Here is an 18233-nt window from a genome sequence, read left to right as displayed (position 1 = left end):
GGATTTTATATGACATTAACACAAGAGGAATTTTTGACAGAGTTTAGAGGAATCAAGGAGGAGCTAAAAGAATACGCAGAAAAGAAAGCGTATAACTTTTGGACTCGAGAGGATCTGACCCAAGAAGAAGTTTTTATTGCCATTGAACAAAGAGTCTGGTTGGAAATCGCCTATGTCTTCTTCCTTGGAAAACAAATTAATGATTATTGGAAGGAGCTGGACAGAACGACGGTTACGGCATTGTGCAAGCATATGTGGGAAGAAGCTCACCATTACGAGATTATTTGCAGGGTACTTGAAAAGCATGGTTACTCGGCGCCAACTGAACCACCAAAAGAACATTTGGGGTGGGAGAACCTACATTGGGAGGCACTTGAGAAGGACCGTGCCTGTGCTGTTGCAGTTTGGAACTGTTCTGAAACATCAACAACAACTACACATGACATCGTCATCGAGAACTGCCGCAGAATTGGTCTGCCAGACTTGGCAAGATGTTACGAAACAATTAAAAAAGATGAAGAATTCCATGCCAGACTTGGGGAGATGATTGTAGAAAAGTATGTGGTTTCAGATTCACATCGTGAAAACGCAATCTGGGGCGCTCGCCGTCTTCGCGAAGAAATGATGCATTATTATGATACGATTTACCCAGTTCCAAATGAAACAGCCTAGGCATTTGTTCAAATACTTATAAACTCTTATAAAAGAATTGAGTCATGTATCTCTAGTATTTTACAAAGTGATGCATGGCTCAATTTTAAGATTTTAATAGCAAATGTATCAGAACCCGAATGAAAGTATGTGATTTTTTTGAACAATCTATTACTCATAACTACAGATGACAAATTTATGACTGATCTCTTTCATCAAATAAATGATGAGTATGAATTTGGTTTTACGATAGAAATGAGTAATAAAATGTCCTTGTTGAAAGAGGAGTTAGGGTTTAATCTTGACAAGGTATCAGTCATCCTCGATCTAGATAGCATGACTATACTTGCTCAAGACGTCGTTTTCACACAATTAATTAAAAGGAAGTTTTCATTTCCTTTAATTGTAATTAAGACAGAGTACACTGATCAAGAAATGAGATTGCTTTTTAAAAATGGTGTTTTTGATTGTTTAAGTAAACCATTAGACAAGGAAGTAGTGTATCGTCTACTGCAAGAGCTCAAAATGGAAGCTAAGCAATCCGATCAGATGCTACAACAAAGGAATGAAGATCCCCATAATATTATGTCATCATTGCGAGTCAGCCTTATTTATAATTTATTATATGGGAATATCAAAAACTCGAGAGAAATTTGGGAGCAAAGTCAGTTAATTGGGTTGTCTTCAGTGCCAAACACGGCAATGGCATTACAAATTGATGAATTCTTTTCGAAAAATGTAGGGAAAAGTAAGCAGTTTCAAGACTTTGTTCGTAATGAAATTATCACGGTTACTCGTCAATATTTTAATATAAGTCAAGAGGAGTGCTTAGCCATGGGAACGGCAGAGGATAAGTTTGCCATTCTACTCTCACTCCCTCTTCGAAATGAAAAACCAGCATATAAATATTTTGCTAAGATGTTAGCTGAAAATGTGAAAGAGTTTATTAAAGAAAATACAGGGTATTCCGTCACGATAGGAATTGGAAATTTTTATGAAGATGTAAGGAATTTGCATTTCTCTTACCAAGAAGCTCAACATGCACTAAAATATAAGTTCTTTTGGGGGAAGGATATTGTTATTCATAATGATGACGTAGAGCAGTTCACCAATGAATTTGTCTTATTACCGAATCAGGATGTTACGGCATTGGCAAATAAATTGATGGTTGCTGACGTTGCAGCTGTGAAGGAAAATATGAAAAAATTATTTGAACAATTGTTTTCTTTACAGAATGTCGACCCCGAAGTGTTGAAATTACAAGTATCAGAAATATCAACCAAGCTTGCTCGATCTGCCATTAATGGAGGGGCAAATCAGAAAGAAATTCACATGATACTTTTGGAATATACATCAAAATTAAGACTGATCGAAAATTTGGCTCAATTGGAGCAGTGGCTAAGAGATATGATCCATCGCTTTGTTGACCTAATTTTCAATAATAGTAATCATCATACACTTAAGTCAATCCAAAAGGCAATGGATTATATTGAGAAGCATTATTTGGAGCAGATAACATTAGAAAAAGTCTCTAGTCATGTTCATCTAAGTCCTACATACTTCAGTCGAATTTTTAAAAGTGCTACAGGAAATAATTTTGTTGAATATATTACCTATTTACGAATAGAAAAAGCGAAAGATTTGCTAGAAGACTTGAATTATACAGTTTACCAAATCGCTTTTGAAGTAGGCTACAGTAACTCTCATTATTTCAGCCGTGTATTTAAAACAATGGTTGGAAAAACTCCAAGTGATTATCGCAACTCCATTTTGGTACCATCGGGAAGTCCAACTGAGAATCAGAAATTGTTGCCCTTTGATCGAAAAGTGAATAAGTAAGGAGTAAAAGCAGAGGCCAAAAGGGACACCTTCAACATGAAGAGGGTGTCCTTTTTATGTGGTTAACTAAACAATGATTAGAGTATGAAAGCAGCAATCATCCCAAATATAAATAGGGGGATGTTAAAGTGCATAAAGGTAGGAACACATGTATCCCAAATATGATTATGCCTTCCATCGGCATTTAATCCGATTGTTGGTCCGATTGTACTATCTGATGCAGGTGAACCTGCATCGCCTAATGCACTTGCAGTTCCAATCAGTGCTGCTGTTGCCAGTGGAGAAAAACCGACGGATAGGCATAATGGAACATAGACAGCCGCTAAAATGGGGATTGTCCCAAAAGAAGTACCAATTCCCATGGTTATTAGCAGGCCAACGGAAAGAATAATGAATGATGTAAATAATTTACTGCCTCCAATTATATTAGATGTATGCGCTACCAAATCACTGATCTCACCAGTTTCCTTCAAAATAGTTGAATAACCGGCAGCTATCAACAATACAAAGGCAATGGTACCCATCATTTTCATTCCATCATCGACGATTTCATCCCCCTTAAAAAACGGGGTAACCCCGCCTAAAAACATTGCCAAGATTCCTACGAGAGCGCCTATTGCAAGGGAGTGGGTATAAAGTTGTATCCCTAAAGATAAAACAATCGCAAATAATGTAATGACATGCTGCTTGTTAAATGGCATAACTTCTGAGGCTGCTGATATTTCTATCGAGGCAAGAGAATTCTCCAATTCCTTTGAAGAACTTATTACTTTTTCTTTTCGATACGTAATGAAGACGGCGATTAACAACCCAACGATCATTCCAATGCCTGGAATAAGGAGGGCTAGGGGAAGTTGGCTGACCGAAATATTCATTCCATATTTTTTCATCTCACTAGCAATAATTTGGTGAAACATGAGTCCATATCCTGCAGGAATCATGATGTAAGGAGCTTTCAAACCAAAAGTCAAGGCAGTAGCTACTCCTCGCCGGTCTATTTTCATCCGGTCGAACAGCTGGAGTAAAGGAGGGATTAGAATTGGGATAAAGGCAATGTGTACAGGGACTAAGTTTTGTGAAAAACTGGATATTCCAGCAATCACTAACAGAATAACTCCCCGTTTCCCTTTCATGAATTTCAATAATTTTTTTACTAATATCCCCGTAATCCCAGAATATTTAATCATGACGGCAAAAATCCCTAGTAAAATAACACTTAATGCCGTTTCAGCTTGCCCGCCCATTCCTGAAATGAGCATATTCATCGTTTCAATTGTGGAGAGTCCTCCTATTAAGCCTGCGCTAAGTGCAGCTAGTAAAATACTTATTAGCACGTTCACCCGCAACATGCTTAATACGATTAGAAGCAATACAGAAATAATCACAGCATACATGATTCGTTTCCTCCTTTTTCACGTTATCAATAGTAGAAATACGCCGCGCCACGGATCAAAAGCATAATTGAACAATACTTATTTTAAAAAAATAGGTTCATTTTTAATCCTCCTCCTCACATTTGTTACAATATTATGAATCTTTTTAATATTACCTTATCAATTCTCATTCAGATAGTACTCTTTTTTATGAAATACTATAGTTTTTTAGCTTGGTTTAAGGGTAGGCAGAAAGGTTAACTATATTCGTTGAAGTGTTTTCTTCATCAACTAAATTATTGTTTTATTGTGAACTTTTTTGACTTAAATAGTGAAACAGCTTAGTTTTATTCTGAATATTGTGTAAAATATGTATGAGTTTAAGAATATGACTCTATGTATGTGAAATAAATTTAACTATCAGGAACCGGTTTAAACATTGATGAACCATTTTTCAAAGGAGGATTTACCATGTCAGAACATTTATGGCGTCATACCATTCGAAATTTGGAACCATATATACCTGGTAAAGCAGCTGAGGAGGCTAACGAATTATCAAAATTACATGAAGTGTTTCGACTTGCTACGAATGAAAATCCGTTAGGACCTTCGCCAAAAGCAATTGAAGCAATGCAAAAGGCAGTTCTAGAGGGGCATTTTTATCCGGACCTTACCGGTTTGGAGCTTCGCAATAAACTTGGAAGGCTGCATGGAATCGACCCTGAAAACTATGTCATTGCTAATGGAGCAGACAATATTATTAACCTAGTGATTGCCTCATACGTGAATCCCGGTGAGGAAGTCGTGTATTGTACGCCTACATTTTCCGAATATCAAAAAAACACACTCCTTGTTGGGGGAAATCCTGTAGAGATTCCTACGACAAAGGATCACAAGTTTGATCTTGAAGCCATTCTTGATGCCATAAATGAGCAGACCAAACTTGTAATCATTTGCAATCCTAATAATCCGACGGGCACAATAGTAGATGGGGAAGAGCTTCAATTATTTTTCAGAAGATTGCCAAAACATGTTATTGCTGTCCTAGATGAAGCATATGGGGAATTTATCAGCAGCAAGGACTATCCAACTGGGGTAGAGTATATCAAGGAAGGGTACCCAGTGATTACGATTCGTACGTTTTCCAAATTGTATGGGCTTGCTGGAATGAGAGTTGGCTATGCGATGGCGCAAGAAGCACTGATTAGGCCACTACAAATAGTTCGCGAGCCATTTGCTTGTAATAGAGTAGCCCTTGCCGGTGCGGTAGCCGCCCTTGATGATGAGGTATATAAAGAAAGGGTCCTGCTGGAAAATAGAAAAGAAATGGAAAAATTAGTGAATGTATTCCTATCTCTTGGGTATAGTGTAGAAAAAACGCATACGAATTTCCTTTTTATTGACATGAAGCAAGATACTGCTAAACTAGCAAAACAATTATTATCACAGGGTTTTATGATTCGTCCATGTGCCGCTTGGGGATTTCCAACTTTTGCACGGATTAGTATCGGTTCAGCCAAGCAAAATGAAAAGCTCATCACGGTACTGCAGGAATTGAAGATTCAAGCTTCACACCATATTTAACGAGGGTGGATGCAATGAAAAATGGAAAACATTTAGTTTGGATTCTTGATGATGAATGGATAGATCATAGTGTGGAAAAGGTCATTTTTGAGCAAAATGGTTTTGAAGTAAAGGTTACCCGCTCGGAGACAATGGAAGCGGATCTGCCGCAATATGCTCCATATGCGGACGGTGTTATCGTCCAAGTAGGTTTTCCCTGTCAAGCTGATTTAATAAAAAAGCTAGATTCGTGTCGTGTTATTACCGCATCGTCTGTTGGATATAACACCATTGATCTTGAAGAGGCTACAAAAAAGGGGATTAAGGTAACCCATGTGCCGGAATTTTGTACGGAAGAGGTTTCTGATCATACAATTGCCCATATGCTCACGATTACCCGACGATTCCCAGCGTATCACAGACAAGTAAAAGAAGGGAAATGGGAGCCAATGGATACCCTTCCAATTAAGCGCTTCAGTTCAAATACGGTAGGATTGCTTGGCTTTGGAAAAATTGCTCGCATGGTTGCAAAAAAATTGAAACCTTTCGGCGTTCGCCTGATAACCTATGCACCTACAGCACCACAAGAAGTATTCACTAACTATGCCGTGGAAGCAGTGTCATTCTCAGAATTACTGAAGCAATCAAACATTTTGAGTCTGCATGTTCCTCTTAAACCAGAGAATCGAAATATCATTAGGTACGAACAACTTAAAATGATGCAAAAAGGCTCATTTATTGTGAACACTAGCCGAGGCGGGCTGATCCATGAAGAGGACCTGTATCAAGCGATTTTTGAAGGCCACATTGCCGGTGCAAGTCTTGATGTACTCTTAAATGAACCGCCAAATCCCAAAGATCCATTGCTTAATATGGATGAGGTGTTTGTCACCCCTCATTCCGGCTATATCTCCGTGGATGCTCTTCGGGAACTTAAAAACAAAACCTGTCAAAATATTATCGACGGAATTGCTGGAAAACCTTTAGCGAAAACCTTGAATCCGGTGAAATAGATCAATTGCAACCATAATTTTGCGTTTGTTTTTTAGAGGATATTCTACTTGTAGAAAGTATCATATTCCAGATGAATATAAATAGATTTATAGTGGAATCGGAGGGTATGGAGTAAAAAAATTTATTTATAAGCCATCCGCCTTTGGATGGCTTATAAATTTTTCAAGAAAATTCATTGGGCTTGTCTCCATTAAAATTGGTCTCATTCTTGAATGGAAAGGGCAAATTCTTTTTCAAAAAATCATTGTTTAAATACATGCTGCCCAATGACAAGTGTTGTTGCTTTGGAATCGAGCCAACGACTCGTAGCAATGGCGGGGTTATAGAAAAATAGCGACCCGGCAGCGACATTCCGGTTCTCATTCAAAGCTTCGTGTACAGCCTTGATGGATTCTTCATCCGCTTGCTTATTTATTTGTCCATTCTGTACTGGCTGAAATTGCCCCTGTTGATAAATGACCTCTTTAATTGTGTTCGGAAAAGATGGGCTATCAACTCTATTAAGTACAACACAGGCTACAGCAATTTTACCTTGATAGGGCTCATTTTGGGCTTCGGCTCTTACTAACCTGGCAAGCAAGTCAATTTCGTTTTCTGAATACCCCACAACCATTGCTGATTCTGTTGATTGCTCCTCTTGTTTAGTTGTATTCTCAGCTGCTTTAATTGTATGTACAGTTTGACCAACATAGATTAAATCAAGATTTTGTATTTGCGGGTTAAGCCTTGATAGCTCTTCCAAAGTGAGACTATTTTCTCTTGCAATCTCTGTCATCGTGTCACCACTTTTAACGGTGTAAGCAAAAGCAGGGGAGGCAAATAAGAGTGTGGCAGCTACTGTTAGTGCGGCAATTAGTTTTTTCATCATTTCATTCCTCCTAGTTGATTTCTCGTAAATCACTGATTAGTTTCTATTTCTATGAAATAATTAAATAGATTAGTATTACAGTTTCTTTACGTAGAAAAGACAAGGATGTCATTTAAATAGAAATAAATGGGTTTAATAAATGATTGATTATTCATTCATTTTTGTATAAAGTGAAATGCAGGGTTCTGAAAATTCGAACAGATGAGGTAACTACCAAAGGAGTGTACAGGGATCAGTCATGATACAAGTGTCAACAAAAGAGGATGTTATTTGTGTCTCCCAAATGGAAAAATGCCTTTCCAAGTGATAATAGGCTTTTTTCTTCATTTGCTGCACCATTTATTCAATATCAATTGGCGAATCTAAGTGATCATCATAAAGATCGATAAACAAATGACCAGTGGAAGAAATGACAGCATATTGGACGTCCTTTAAACCAATTTTCCTTAATGTTAATTGGTCAATAAGCCATGAATTAGAATAATGATCATTAAAATTCTTCGTAATCAATGTCCCATTCATAATGAGCTCTTTCGGAATCAAGATATCGTTATTCCGAATGGTTGGATTGATATCTTGCTTCGTTATATTTTGATATTTTGTTTTTTTTAATACAGATAGCTTCCCACTTACCTCCAAAATTGCAAACTCCACTTCGATGATATCGAATATTCCTAATTCCCTAAGCTGTTGATTTAAATCATCAAGCGTATACCTTATTTTTTTCATATTCCCATCAAGAATTTTTCCCTTTTCCATAATAACTGTTGGGTGGCCAGATAACCATTTACGGATCATCCTATTTTTGGAAGAAATGAAGGAAAAGGCGAAATAGATGAAAATTAGTGTTAAAAAAGACAGCAGCATAGGAAAAAATTTAAGATTAGTATCAAAACCCATATTGGCTATAAATGAACCAATGGTGATTGACAAAGCAAAATTATACAGATTAATATGAGCGTTAATCTGTTTCCCAAACCAAAGGGAGGAAACCATCAAGAGTAAGATGGAGACGACTGTGCGAATTATTGCAAAAAGTATCTCATCCATTGCGATTCATCCTTACTATTTAATCAGTAATCTTTTTTATTTAATATGTACTAGGTACTTTAAATTTATATAGTTGAAAGAAAATTAACAGCCTTTTCTATACAATTGTGTATAAAAAAGGCTTTTTCCTTATTTTTTTATTGGTGGATTGTTGATGTCAACGTGAAAAGGAAGGGAATTTCCAAAATTGTCATTACCATAAAACTGTTCCTGAATTTTAAGATTTGCAGTGTCCGCCTCAGAATCCCCAATAATGTTCCTATAATCTGAGTCATTAAAGTAATCATCCATTTTTTGATTTGCTTCTACAGCTTCTTTTTCCTTTTTATGCATTGTTAAAACCCCCCTTATACTAGATGATTGTATGTTTCCCATTTTTCACAAATTAATTAGAACTTAATAAGCAAAAAGCGGAGGGGGTTCAAATAGCACTTTACTTCTATTTCTCCAACTCAATATTCAAGCCTTTTTGATAATATTCCGCCATTATTTCTTTAGGAACCATATTTCCGCCAGTGCCCCAAATAATGTGTGTACTCTTACTCATCTTTTCCATTAATTGATGCTGTTGTAAATATTCGGTTCCCTCATTAGCCAATTTAATGGGTCCGATCATGCCCGCTAATGCTGAAGGTTCTAAATAAAGTTTCTCCGTCTCAACTAGGTCTTTTAGCAGTTTATACATCTGTTCATCACTAATCGTATAATTTCCACTCAAAAATGGTTCGATTGTTTTACCTACAAATCCTGATGGTCTTCCGACAGCAAGCCCATCAGCATCAGTTATATTATCAATCCCAACTTCTTGTACAGATATTTGATCATGAAGTCCTGTCATTAATCCAAGTAACATACAGGGAGAGTGGGTGGGTTCCGCAAAGAAACAGTGTACATGATCTTGAAATAATAACTTCAAACCAAAGGCAATTCCTCCAGGACCACCGCCTACTCCACAAGGCAGATAAACAAACAATGGATGATTTTCATCTACTGTGATCTCAAACTCTTCTAATTGTTTTTTCAATCGAGAGGCTGCCACCGCATACCCTAAAAAAAGGTCGTGAGAATTTTCATCGTCCACAAAATAACAGGAGGGATCTGCCTCTGCTTGAGTTCGACCTTCCTCAACTGCTTTACTATAGTCCGCTTCATATTCCATAACCTGAACATTTTTACTGCGAAGCAAGTCTTTTTTCCATTGCTTTGCATCAGCTGACATATGAACAGTCACATTAAAACCTAGCTTTGCACTCATAATGCCAATACTCAGTCCTAAATTTCCAGTAGAGCCAACTGCGATAGAGTAGTGCGAGAAGAATGTTCGAAAACGATCACTATCTAAAATCGAATAGTCATCATCGACCGTTAACAAGTCATGTTGTATAGCTAGGTTTTCTGCATGTTTGAGAACTTCGTAAATTCCGCCTCTAGCTTTTATCGACCCCGATATAGGAAGGTGACTATCGCATTTCAATAGTAGATCTCCCAAGACAGGTTGTTGATAATTAAGTTCCAAGGATTGTTTCATTGCAGGGATTCTGACTAAAGGAGATTCTATGATCCCATTCATCTTTTTTGTTTCTGGGAAAACCTTCGCGATATAAGGAGCAAACCTGTTTAACCGTTCCTCTGCATCCCGTACATCTTCTTGTGTAAGTGGAGCTTTTTTGATTCCTGTTGTAAATTTTTCCATATTAGGATTGGTCCAAAATACTTCCTCTAACGAAATAAGTCTGCTTAGTAATGGAACCTGCTCTTTCCAAGATTGTAGATCTTTGCTTGCAATTTTCTCCATTAAATTGAAACTCCTTTAAAGTAGGCAATTATATTTTAAAAAAACAATCTAGTCTTATTTTATAATGAAAATGTTGTTGGGGGAAGAATTCATTCTATTAGTATTTTAATTTGTGAAATTTCATTAAACCCATATCCCTTACGATTCCAGAATGCTTGATCGGGTTGGGAGAGGCCATTTGAATCGAATGCACGAACTTTAATAGTGTACACTTGTTTTTTTTCGAAAATATGCGAATGGGACCACTTCACCCATTGGTATTTCTGAGGTTTGTCTTGAATGACTGCAGATTTCCAAGTATCCCCATTGTCTACACTGATTTCAACAGCAGTAATAACACCTTCTCCCGTCCAAGCTAAACCCGATATTTTATGCTCCCCAGGTATAAGTATTTGCCGGTCAAGAGGTTGTTGAACAACAGAATTAATCTGGTTAGTCGTCACGGGGAAAGAATCTTTGTTATGGTCATTGTAAGGATAATAGACATAGTCATCTGTTTGGAAAGGTCCAGAAAAATGATGGTGAATGACTCGAATGGTTTTTAACCATTTTACTGACGCCATGCCATACCAGCCTGGAACAATTAAACGATATGGAAAACCGTGCTTAAGACTAAGGGGTTTTTGATTATGCTCCCAAGCTATAATTACATTTGGATCGATTGCTTTTGCTAACGGAAGACTTCTTTCAAAATATTGCTGCTGTTTTATCTTAATTCCGGAATCTTCCCCTTGAAAAACAATTTCCCGTGCTCCGGCATTTAATCCTGTAATTGATAGGAGAAAGGAGAGGGGGACACCCGTCCATCTCCCCTGACTCATTGCCCCTCCTGTCCATTGCTCACCGAATACTTTTGGTGAAAAATGAGCCCTCTTGTTTCCAGAACATTCTAATAAGACCATAATGGTTTTTGTAGGCATAGAAGTTATTTGATTGTATTGAAAAGCAAGCGGTTTTTTCACAGCACCTGTGATAGTGAGATAGAAAGGCTGAATAGGAGGTTCGGGATATGGAAAATGATTTCTTCGAAAAGATAAAGGAATTGGTGTTTCATGATCCTCCAGAAAATGAATGGGGGTTTCCTGATTTTCCGGGGTTAAACTGCGTGTGATTAGGTGAGGCTTTGCTTTAAAAACCCGGCCGTGATAATACAAGGGATACACTCCTTTCTGTTTCTAAAATGTATTAATTCAATGCGGATTTTATGTGCTAGTGACTAGCGATTGGACAGTTTTAAATTTTTTTATTGTCACATTTATTCTATCGTGGTAGTATTAGTTGAAAATAATTTTCCTTTAATCTGGTCCAGAGAGGCCAAAAAGGGCAAAATGTAAACATCGTATATATTTCCTTTATATATGATACCCTTTTGTCCTTTGGATGGAAGGGTATTTTATTTTGCCTAAGTATCTTTTAATCATAGTCCAGAGAGGCTTGGAAGGAGACGACAACATTGAATTATCAGAAGAAAACGGTTGTAGCATCAGTTGCAGGATTAACTTTAGAGGGTATGGACATTATGTTCATTTCCTTCGCCATGTCCATGATTATTGCGGAATTTCATATTGACTTAGCAACGGGTGGACTTATTTCTTCCATTACCAATATAGGTATGCTAGTTGGGGGAATGATTTTCGGTATTCTAGCAGATAAGTTTGGCAGAGTGAAGGTTTTTACTTACACGATTGTTTTGTTTGCCATCGGGACAGCACTAACCGGATTGGCGACAAATATTGAACAAGTTTACTTATTTAGATTTATTGCTGGTTTAGGTGCTGGAGGCGAATATGGAATTGGAATGGCGCTTGTCGCAGAAGCGTGGCCAAAGAGCAAACAAGGACGTGCATCTTCATATGTAAGTGTCGGCGCTCAATTCGGTGTCATCTTGGCAGCCCTCCTTAGTGCAATCATTCTTCCAACGTGGGGATGGAGAGGATTATTTTTCGTCGGGGTCATCCCAGTTATCTTTGCCTTTATCGTTCGTAAAAATTTAGATGAGTCACCAGAATGGCTCGCCTCGAAAAAAGTAAAAAAACTTGTACCAAAACAAGGAAACTTGAAGCAATTGTTTGCAACAAAACGAATCGCCTTAACAACAGTGGCTTTAGCAATTATGGCCACGGTCCAAATTGCCGGTTATAACGGCTTGATGATTTGGCTTCCGTCCATGCTACAAAAAACACAAGGATTGTCAGTTTCAAGTTCTGCGCTTTGGACAATTAGTACCGCTGTGGGAATGATTGCCGGTATGCTGACTTTTGGGCAAGTAATGGATCGTCTTGGAATGAAGAAGGCGTATGGAATATTCCTTTTCGCATCAGCGATTGCAGTATTCTTATATTCCTTTGCAACCGGAAGTACAGGGGTTTTAATTGGCGGTGCCATTGTCGGATTTTTCTCAAACGGAATGTTTGCGGGGTATGGGGCATTAATCAGTAAATATTACCCTGTTGAAATAAGAAGCACTGCCACTAATACGATTTTTAACTTCGGACGAGCATTAGGTGGATTATCTCCTATTTTAGTAGGATTCATTTTAGAGCACGCTACAGTCACCCTTGCAATGGGCTATCTTGCCATCCTTTATTGCGTATCCTTTATCGCTATGATTAGTTTGCGGAAAAGCAAGGTCGACCAGAGGCAAGAAAGTATTCCTGTGCTTACTGAAGCTATATGATGAACATAACAATAAAAAGCCAGGCACTCTCCAGAAAATGGGAGAGTACCTGGCTTTTTTATTTTTAAAATTTTCTAATAAATACTGGAAATCGAATGTAATGTGTTATATAATTACAATTAATTAATCAAACTGTTATATAACATATAAGGAACAATAAAATTAACGAAAAGGGGAAAAGAAAATGATGAAGACCGACTCAATTGCCCGGAGAATACTAGGATGGAAGTTAAATAGATGGGACCGATGGTATGACTTTGAAAAGGGGATGTTTATTCATGAGTCTGATTTCCAGCCAGAGCAAAACATTGACCATGCAATGAAAATTGTGGAGCGATTAGAAGAGTTGGGGTTTACTTACAGTATAAAAGACCTTACCAAAGTTTGCTTTAATGAGATTTGTGCAACGGGGGAGACACTGGCACAAGCAATTACGAATGCCGCTTACACAATCGTCGAACTCGGTTCCATTCCCGATAACGCAAGAATATGGCAGAAATTATGCTAATAACCCCTTTAAAACTATATTCACGGAACTAGAAGCTGTCGAGAAATTACTCGACAGCTTTTTTCTATCCTTAACACATAATAAAATCAAATCTGTTCTAGATTGTATAGAACAATTTTGTTATAATAAATATAGAACAGATTGGAGGTCTAAAAAGTGATTATCCGAATTGAAGCTAACTCTGATATCCCAATTTACACACAACTAACCAACCAAATTATTGAAGGGATAGCGAGAGGCGATAGCCAATCCGGAGATACTCTTCCATCCGTGAGGGCTTTTGCGGCCGACCTAGGTGTGAATATGCATACAGTAAATAAGAGCTATCATGAATTAGAAAAAAAGGGAATTATTCGGATTATGCCAAAGTCGGGAGCTGTTATTTCTACACCTGAAAAATTATTGAATCACAGTTCCATTTCTTATCAAAGGATTTCCACAGATTTCAGGCCCTTAATTGCCGAAGCACTTGTTTTAGGCATGACCAAAGAGCAGATTCAGAAGCTCGTAACATCGATTATTCAGGACATAAAAGGATCCGATTAACTTAAATTTGTTTAAATGTAAACGCACGAACAAGGAGGGGCGGTCAATGTCATTCATCATTTTTCTGATCATTTCTATTTCACTATCCGCTATACAAACAGCCATTCCGTTTTTAGTGAAACGAACAATCGTATTTGGGGTAACGATTCCTGAGTCATATATTAAAGATGAAAAAATCGCGGCCTATAAAAAAAGGTATAGCCTTATTGTTTTCTTCATGTCAATTATCACCCTCGGATTTTATACAATTTGGGCTTTAACAACAGGACCAGCAGAAGAACAAATTGTGTTAGCTGGAAGTGCTATACAATTTGTCATTATTTTAATCAGCATGTCCCTCTATTTTTACTTTCACGGAAAGACTGTTCAGTTAAAGACAGCACGGAAGTTTACAGAGGATTTACAACAAGTACAAGTAACGGATTTATCGATCCGATCCCAAGATGAGATGCTTCCATGGTATATTTATATATTGCCGATCATCATCACCATCGGGTTAATTAGTTATACTTTTCTCAAATATGATATCTTGCCTGAACAAATCCCCACACATTGGGGGCCTAATGGGAAAGCAGATGCCTTTACAGATAAAACTCCATTTTCGGTTATTTCGCAGCCATTGACTTTAATGCTTATGCAGTTCATGTTTCTTGGAATCAATTTTACGACCAAAAATTCTGGTATTAAATTAAGCGCAACAAGCATTCAAGCTTCAAAAGTTCGACAATTATCGTTACGAAAATATTCAAGCTGGTATATGTTTCTGGCGAGCCTGTTAATCACCTTGTTGTTTAGTTCCCTACAACTATCGACTATCCATCCAGGCTTATTTTCCAATAATGCGCTGATTGCCATACCAATATTATTCTTACTGTTGATATTAGTCGGAAACATTGTTTTCGCTGTGAAAGTAGGACGTTCTGATAAAAATTTAAAAGAAACTGCTGCTGGAAAAATCACCGATTATGATGAGGATTCATATTGGAAGGGCGGTCTGTTTTATTTCAATCGGAACGATCCGTCCATCTTTGTGGAGAAACGGTTTGGCGTTGGCTGGACGTTGAATTTTGGCAATCCCATCGGGTATCTAATTGTGATCGTGCCTCTCATTTTAATCATACTTATCACAAATTGGTAAATTACTTCACCTATGGAAACAGGAAAAAGTCGGTCATGATAGCCGGCTTTTTTTTATGGAAAAATAGAGTAAATTAGGGTTATAGTTAATTGAGGAACAAAAATAAAACGAAATGAGGTAAGAAAATGAATAAGGAGTTTTATACGAATAATCGCAATCGTTTATATGAGAAACTCGATGACCGGTCACTGCTGGTAATGTTTGCCGGAAAAGCACCGCAAAAATCTGCGGATGAGGCCTACATGTTTGTCCCAAACCGTAACTTTTATTACTTAACTGGTATGGATGAACCAAATATAATTCTATTAGCCTTAAAAACCAATAATAAAGTGGAAGAATATCTTTTTATCGAAAAGTCAGACCCGGTAATGGAAAAATGGGTCGGAAAAACAATTTCAGAAAAGGAAGCAGCCGAGGTCTCAGGAATAGGAAATATTCAATTAATCGATCAATTTGAATCTATTTTGTCTCGAATTCTACTTACAACCACGCTGTCTACAATCTATTTGGATCTTGAGCGAAGAGAGTTAGACCAAAACACGACGAAAGGCCAACAATTCGCCAGCAGGATACAGGCAAATTATCCATTCTTAAAAATAAAGAATGTATATCCAGATATTTGTGAGCTGCGAGTTTATAAAGCTCCAGAAGAAGTCGAAGAGATGAAAAAGGCTATTGACATTACATATAAAGGCATTAAAAATATCTTGAGTCATGCGAAAACAGCAGCGAAAGAATATCAGCTTGAAGCCTATTTTGATTTCAGCCTTAAATCAGAAGGTGTAAAAGATTATGCGTTTCCAACAATTGTTGCAAGTGGCAAAAATGCTACAATCCTTCATTATGAGAAAAATAATGCAGACATTGAAGAGGGTAGCCTTGTCCTGCTTGATTTAGGTGCACAATATAACTATTATAATGCAGATATAAGCTACACCTTTCCTGTAAGTGGTAGATTTACTGATAAACAAAAAGCGTTTTACAATATTGTGTTAAAAGCATTAAAAGAAACGACAGCCCTTATCAAACCGGGTCTCCCATTTGCAAAATTGAATGAGCAAACAAAGAAAATCCTGGCCGAAGAGTGTATCAGGGTTGGATTGATCAAGGAAGAAAGTGAAATTTCTAATTATTATTATCACAGTGTCAGTCATTTCCTCGGCCTTGATACGCACGACGTGGGCAATTATAAGGACTTAATCCTACAGCCTGGTATGGTGCTAACGGTTGAGCCTGGCCTATATATCGAAGAAGAAGGAATCGGAATCCGGATTGAAGATGATGTTTTAGTAACAAAAGAAGGTCATGAAATACTTTCAAAGGATATTATTCGTTCTGTTGAAGAAATTGAAGCATTCATGAATGATAATGGAAGAAAATAGCATATTCAAAGTGTAAAGATAGAAACTGTCAGGAGGAAATCTTCCTGGCAGTTTTCTTTTTGTTTACAGAAAATCACACTGAATATTCAGTACTAAATAAACATACACATAACTATCAATTGAAATTCACAAGATTTCACACCACATCCCACAACTTCAATCAAAATTGTGTTTGTATTCTGTTGTTTTTTAAATAAGCCCAATTAAATTGGTGAGGAGCTGTTACAATGTTTAGTTCATTAAATAGTAAGACCGTTATCGTGACAGGAGGCAGTAAAGGGATAGGAAAAGGAATTGCCCGTGTATTTGCGAATCATGGTGCAAATGTAGCATTGGTAGCACGGAATCTAGCTGCTGCCGAGGACTGTGCTGCTGAATTGAAAAGTGAAAAAGGAAAAGTAGCTGCATTTTCAGCGGATGTTCAAGATCGTGAATCAATGAAAGCGGTAGCAAAAGAAGTCTATGAAAAGTTTGGAAGCATTGACGTTTTATGTGCCAATGCAGGAATCTTCCCTTCGGCAAACCTGGAGGATATGACAAATGAACAGTGGGATACAGTCATGAACACGAATGCGAAAGGCACTTTTCATGCGGTACAGGCGTGTATCCCTTACTTAAAGCTCGCTGAATTTGGACGGATAGTGATTACCTCTTCGATTACAGGACCTGTCACAGGTTACCCTGGCTGGTCTCATTATGCTGCAAGTAAAGCGGCTCAATTAGGTTTTATGCGGACAGCATCATTGGAGTTGGCAGGTAATCAGATTACGGTAAATGCTGTGCTGCCGGGAAATGTGCTGACAGAAGGGTTAGAAGGATTAGGGGAGGATTATTTGCAGGAAATGGCATCTGCTATTCCGATGAAAAAGTTAGGCACTGTGGAGGATATTGGCTATGCAGCACTTTTCTTGGCCTCAAAGGAAGCCGGCTTTATCACAGGTCAGACCATTATTGTTGATGGTGGACAAATTTTGCCTGAAAATTAATATGCCAAAAAAAGATTCCCATTTTTTACAAAGCAGGTGATAACATATATGTCTTTATCCTTTGAAGAACGCAAAACAACTATTATGGAATCTTTAGAAAAAGAAGAGAAAGTGCAAGTAAGGATGTTGGCTCATATACTCCAAGTTTCAGATGAAACCATTCGCCGCGACCTAGACCGGCTTGAAAAGGAAGGATTTCTGAAAAAGGTTTATGGAGGGGCAGTCAAAACAAAAATCCATAGCTGGGAATTACCTTTTGATGAAAAAACAATGATTAATAATATTGAAAAACATGCTATTTGCAGGGCGGCTGCCAGTCTTATTGAGGATGGCGACATCATTATGATTGGAAATGGGACTACGCCATTAGACATGATTCCATACTTAGTGGACAAAAAAGATATTACCTTGATTACTCATTCTGTGCCGATCATGCTCGGTGCGATGGATGTATTTAAAGGCCGTGTTATTTTTATTGGTGGTGAAATTGAAAGAAACCAAAAATATACAAGTGGTCCTCTTTCTGAGAGAATGCTAGAGCTGCTCCAGGCAAATAAAGCCTTTATTTGTGCGGGGGGAATTTCTACCGTTAATGGAATTACTGATTACGATATCAGCGGCTCAAGCATCTCACGAAAAATGATGGAACGTGCGGAAGAAGTAATCATATTGGCGGATCATACGAAGTTCGGGAAAACTACCTTCGCCAATATGTGCGCCTTGACAGATGCATCTAAGATAATCACCGATTCTAGCTCCTCGATTGAATGGAGGAAACTTGTAAGTGAAAGAGGAATTGAATTAATTGTTGCAGATGAAATGAATTAGCCGAAATAACAATTG

At 37.7% G+C, this 18233-nt stretch carries 17 protein-coding genes; 11 read left to right on the top strand and 6 right to left on the bottom strand.

The genetic code is table 11. From position 1 onward, the window contains the following. Nucleotides 1-9: 9 nt before the first annotated feature. Nucleotides 10-672, top strand: a complete 663-nt coding sequence (locus tag FAY30_RS14055; RefSeq protein ID WP_149870470.1) for a hypothetical protein — start codon at nucleotides 10-12, stop codon at nucleotides 670-672. Between the two features lie 177 nt (nucleotides 673-849). Beyond that, the gene (locus tag FAY30_RS14050) at nucleotides 850-2490 is read left to right on the top strand and encodes a helix-turn-helix domain-containing protein (protein WP_149870469.1); all 1641 of its coding nucleotides are present in this window, start codon (nucleotides 850-852) and stop codon (nucleotides 2488-2490) included. 77 nt (nucleotides 2491-2567) lie between these two features. Here FAY30_RS14050 and FAY30_RS14045 read toward each other — a convergent pair whose 3' ends face one another. Continuing rightward, nucleotides 2568-3887, bottom strand: coding sequence for a Na+/H+ antiporter family protein (locus FAY30_RS14045; protein ID WP_149870468.1), 1320 nt, complete (start codon nucleotides 3885-3887; stop codon nucleotides 2568-2570). A 447-nt stretch (nucleotides 3888-4334) separates the two neighbouring features. Between FAY30_RS14045 and hisC the strand changes: the two genes are divergently transcribed. Then, nucleotides 4335-5447, top strand: a complete 1113-nt coding sequence (hisC, locus tag FAY30_RS14040; RefSeq protein ID WP_149870467.1) for a histidinol-phosphate transaminase — start codon at nucleotides 4335-4337, stop codon at nucleotides 5445-5447. A 14-nt stretch (nucleotides 5448-5461) separates the two neighbouring features. Continuing rightward, the gene (locus FAY30_RS14035) at nucleotides 5462-6439 is read left to right on the top strand and encodes a C-terminal binding protein (protein ID WP_149870466.1); all 978 of its coding nucleotides are present in this window, start codon (nucleotides 5462-5464) and stop codon (nucleotides 6437-6439) included. A 242-nt stretch (nucleotides 6440-6681) separates the two neighbouring features. On the opposite strand, the gene FAY30_RS14030 is transcribed toward FAY30_RS14035, so the two are convergent. The 5 genes from FAY30_RS14030 to FAY30_RS14010 all read right to left on the bottom strand — a co-directional run bounded on the left by FAY30_RS14030 (nucleotide 6682) and on the right by FAY30_RS14010 (nucleotide 11115). Further along, the gene (locus tag FAY30_RS14030) at nucleotides 6682-7308 is read right to left on the bottom strand and encodes a cell wall hydrolase (RefSeq protein WP_317845662.1); all 627 of its coding nucleotides are present in this window, start codon (nucleotides 7306-7308) and stop codon (nucleotides 6682-6684) included. 339 nt (nucleotides 7309-7647) lie between these two features. Further along, the gene (locus FAY30_RS14025; RefSeq protein ID WP_149870465.1) at nucleotides 7648-8358 is read right to left on the bottom strand and encodes a DUF421 domain-containing protein; all 711 of its coding nucleotides are present in this window, start codon (nucleotides 8356-8358) and stop codon (nucleotides 7648-7650) included. Between the two features lie 129 nt (nucleotides 8359-8487). Beyond that, nucleotides 8488-8691 (bottom strand): hypothetical protein, encoded by a 204-nt coding sequence (locus FAY30_RS14020; RefSeq protein WP_149870464.1) that lies wholly within the window; start codon nucleotides 8689-8691, stop codon nucleotides 8488-8490. Nucleotides 8692-8797: 106 nt separating this feature from the next. Beyond that, complete coding sequence (locus FAY30_RS14015; protein ID WP_149870463.1) at nucleotides 8798-10153, bottom strand: D-serine ammonia-lyase; 1356 nt, start codon at nucleotides 10151-10153, stop codon at nucleotides 8798-8800. Between the two features lie 89 nt (nucleotides 10154-10242). After that, nucleotides 10243-11115 carry a molybdopterin-dependent oxidoreductase gene (locus FAY30_RS14010; protein WP_263315361.1) on the bottom strand — a complete coding sequence of 291 codons (873 nt, stop codon included), beginning with the start codon at nucleotides 11113-11115 and terminating at the stop codon, nucleotides 10243-10245. A 491-nt stretch (nucleotides 11116-11606) separates the two neighbouring features. Between FAY30_RS14010 and FAY30_RS14005 the strand changes: the two genes are divergently transcribed. The 7 genes from FAY30_RS14005 to FAY30_RS13975 all read left to right on the top strand — a co-directional run bounded on the left by FAY30_RS14005 (nucleotide 11607) and on the right by FAY30_RS13975 (nucleotide 18218). Then, complete coding sequence (locus tag FAY30_RS14005) at nucleotides 11607-12830, top strand: MFS transporter (RefSeq protein WP_149870461.1); 1224 nt, start codon at nucleotides 11607-11609, stop codon at nucleotides 12828-12830. 184 nt (nucleotides 12831-13014) lie between these two features. Then, nucleotides 13015-13338 (top strand): BC1872 family protein, encoded by a 324-nt coding sequence (locus FAY30_RS14000; RefSeq protein WP_149870460.1) that lies wholly within the window; start codon nucleotides 13015-13017, stop codon nucleotides 13336-13338. A gap of 156 nt (nucleotides 13339-13494) precedes the next feature. Next, on the top strand, nucleotides 13495-13884 hold the full coding sequence (locus FAY30_RS13995; RefSeq protein WP_149870459.1) for a GntR family transcriptional regulator: 390 nt from the start codon (nucleotides 13495-13497) through the stop codon (nucleotides 13882-13884). A gap of 46 nt (nucleotides 13885-13930) precedes the next feature. Beyond that, a complete protein-coding gene (locus FAY30_RS13990; protein WP_149870458.1) occupies nucleotides 13931-15022 on the top strand; it encodes a DUF1648 domain-containing protein in 1092 nt (363 codons plus the stop codon). Between the two features lie 125 nt (nucleotides 15023-15147). After that, nucleotides 15148-16404, top strand: coding sequence for an aminopeptidase P family protein (locus FAY30_RS13985; protein ID WP_149870457.1), 1257 nt, complete (start codon nucleotides 15148-15150; stop codon nucleotides 16402-16404). Between the two features lie 227 nt (nucleotides 16405-16631). Beyond that, a complete protein-coding gene (gene fabG / locus FAY30_RS13980; protein ID WP_149870456.1) occupies nucleotides 16632-17390 on the top strand; it encodes a 3-oxoacyl-ACP reductase FabG in 759 nt (252 codons plus the stop codon). 48 nt (nucleotides 17391-17438) lie between these two features. Beyond that, nucleotides 17439-18218: a DeoR/GlpR family DNA-binding transcription regulator gene (locus FAY30_RS13975; RefSeq protein WP_149870455.1), complete on the top strand. Its 780-nt coding sequence runs from the start codon at nucleotides 17439-17441 to the stop codon at nucleotides 18216-18218. Nucleotides 18219-18233 lie beyond the last annotated feature (15 nt).

The sequence above is a fragment of the Bacillus sp. S3 genome (genome assembly GCF_005154805.1).
In the GTDB taxonomy this organism is placed as follows: Bacteria; Bacillota; Bacilli; order Bacillales; family Cytobacillaceae; genus Neobacillus.
This window is presented reverse-complemented; position numbering and strand designations above follow the sequence as displayed.

Excerpts from the sequence above, each read along its gene's own strand:
- FAY30_RS13975 (WP_149870455.1), top strand. The coding sequence starts at position 17,439 with ATGTCTTTATCCTTTGAAGAACGCAAAACAACTATTATGGAATCTTTA.
- FAY30_RS14025 (WP_149870465.1), bottom strand. The coding sequence starts at position 8,358 with ATGGATGAGATACTTTTTGCAATAATTCGCACAGTCGTCTCCATCTTA.
- FAY30_RS14035 (WP_149870466.1), top strand. The coding sequence starts at position 5,462 with ATGAAAAATGGAAAACATTTAGTTTGGATTCTTGATGATGAATGGATA.
- FAY30_RS14000 (WP_149870460.1), top strand. The coding sequence starts at position 13,015 with ATGATGAAGACCGACTCAATTGCCCGGAGAATACTAGGATGGAAGTTA.
- FAY30_RS14050 (WP_149870469.1), top strand. The coding sequence starts at position 850 with ATGACTGATCTCTTTCATCAAATAAATGATGAGTATGAATTTGGTTTT.
- FAY30_RS13990 (WP_149870458.1), top strand. The coding sequence starts at position 13,931 with ATGTCATTCATCATTTTTCTGATCATTTCTATTTCACTATCCGCTATA.
- fabG (WP_149870456.1), top strand. The coding sequence starts at position 16,632 with ATGTTTAGTTCATTAAATAGTAAGACCGTTATCGTGACAGGAGGCAGT.
- hisC (WP_149870467.1), top strand. The coding sequence starts at position 4,335 with ATGTCAGAACATTTATGGCGTCATACCATTCGAAATTTGGAACCATAT.
- FAY30_RS13985 (WP_149870457.1), top strand. The coding sequence starts at position 15,148 with ATGAATAAGGAGTTTTATACGAATAATCGCAATCGTTTATATGAGAAA.
- FAY30_RS14020 (WP_149870464.1), bottom strand. The coding sequence starts at position 8,691 with ATGCATAAAAAGGAAAAAGAAGCTGTAGAAGCAAATCAAAAAATGGAT.
- FAY30_RS14015 (WP_149870463.1), bottom strand. The coding sequence starts at position 10,153 with ATGGAGAAAATTGCAAGCAAAGATCTACAATCTTGGAAAGAGCAGGTT.
- FAY30_RS14055 (WP_149870470.1), top strand. The coding sequence starts at position 10 with ATGACATTAACACAAGAGGAATTTTTGACAGAGTTTAGAGGAATCAAG.
- FAY30_RS14030 (WP_317845662.1), bottom strand. The coding sequence starts at position 7,308 with ATGATGAAAAAACTAATTGCCGCACTAACAGTAGCTGCCACACTCTTA.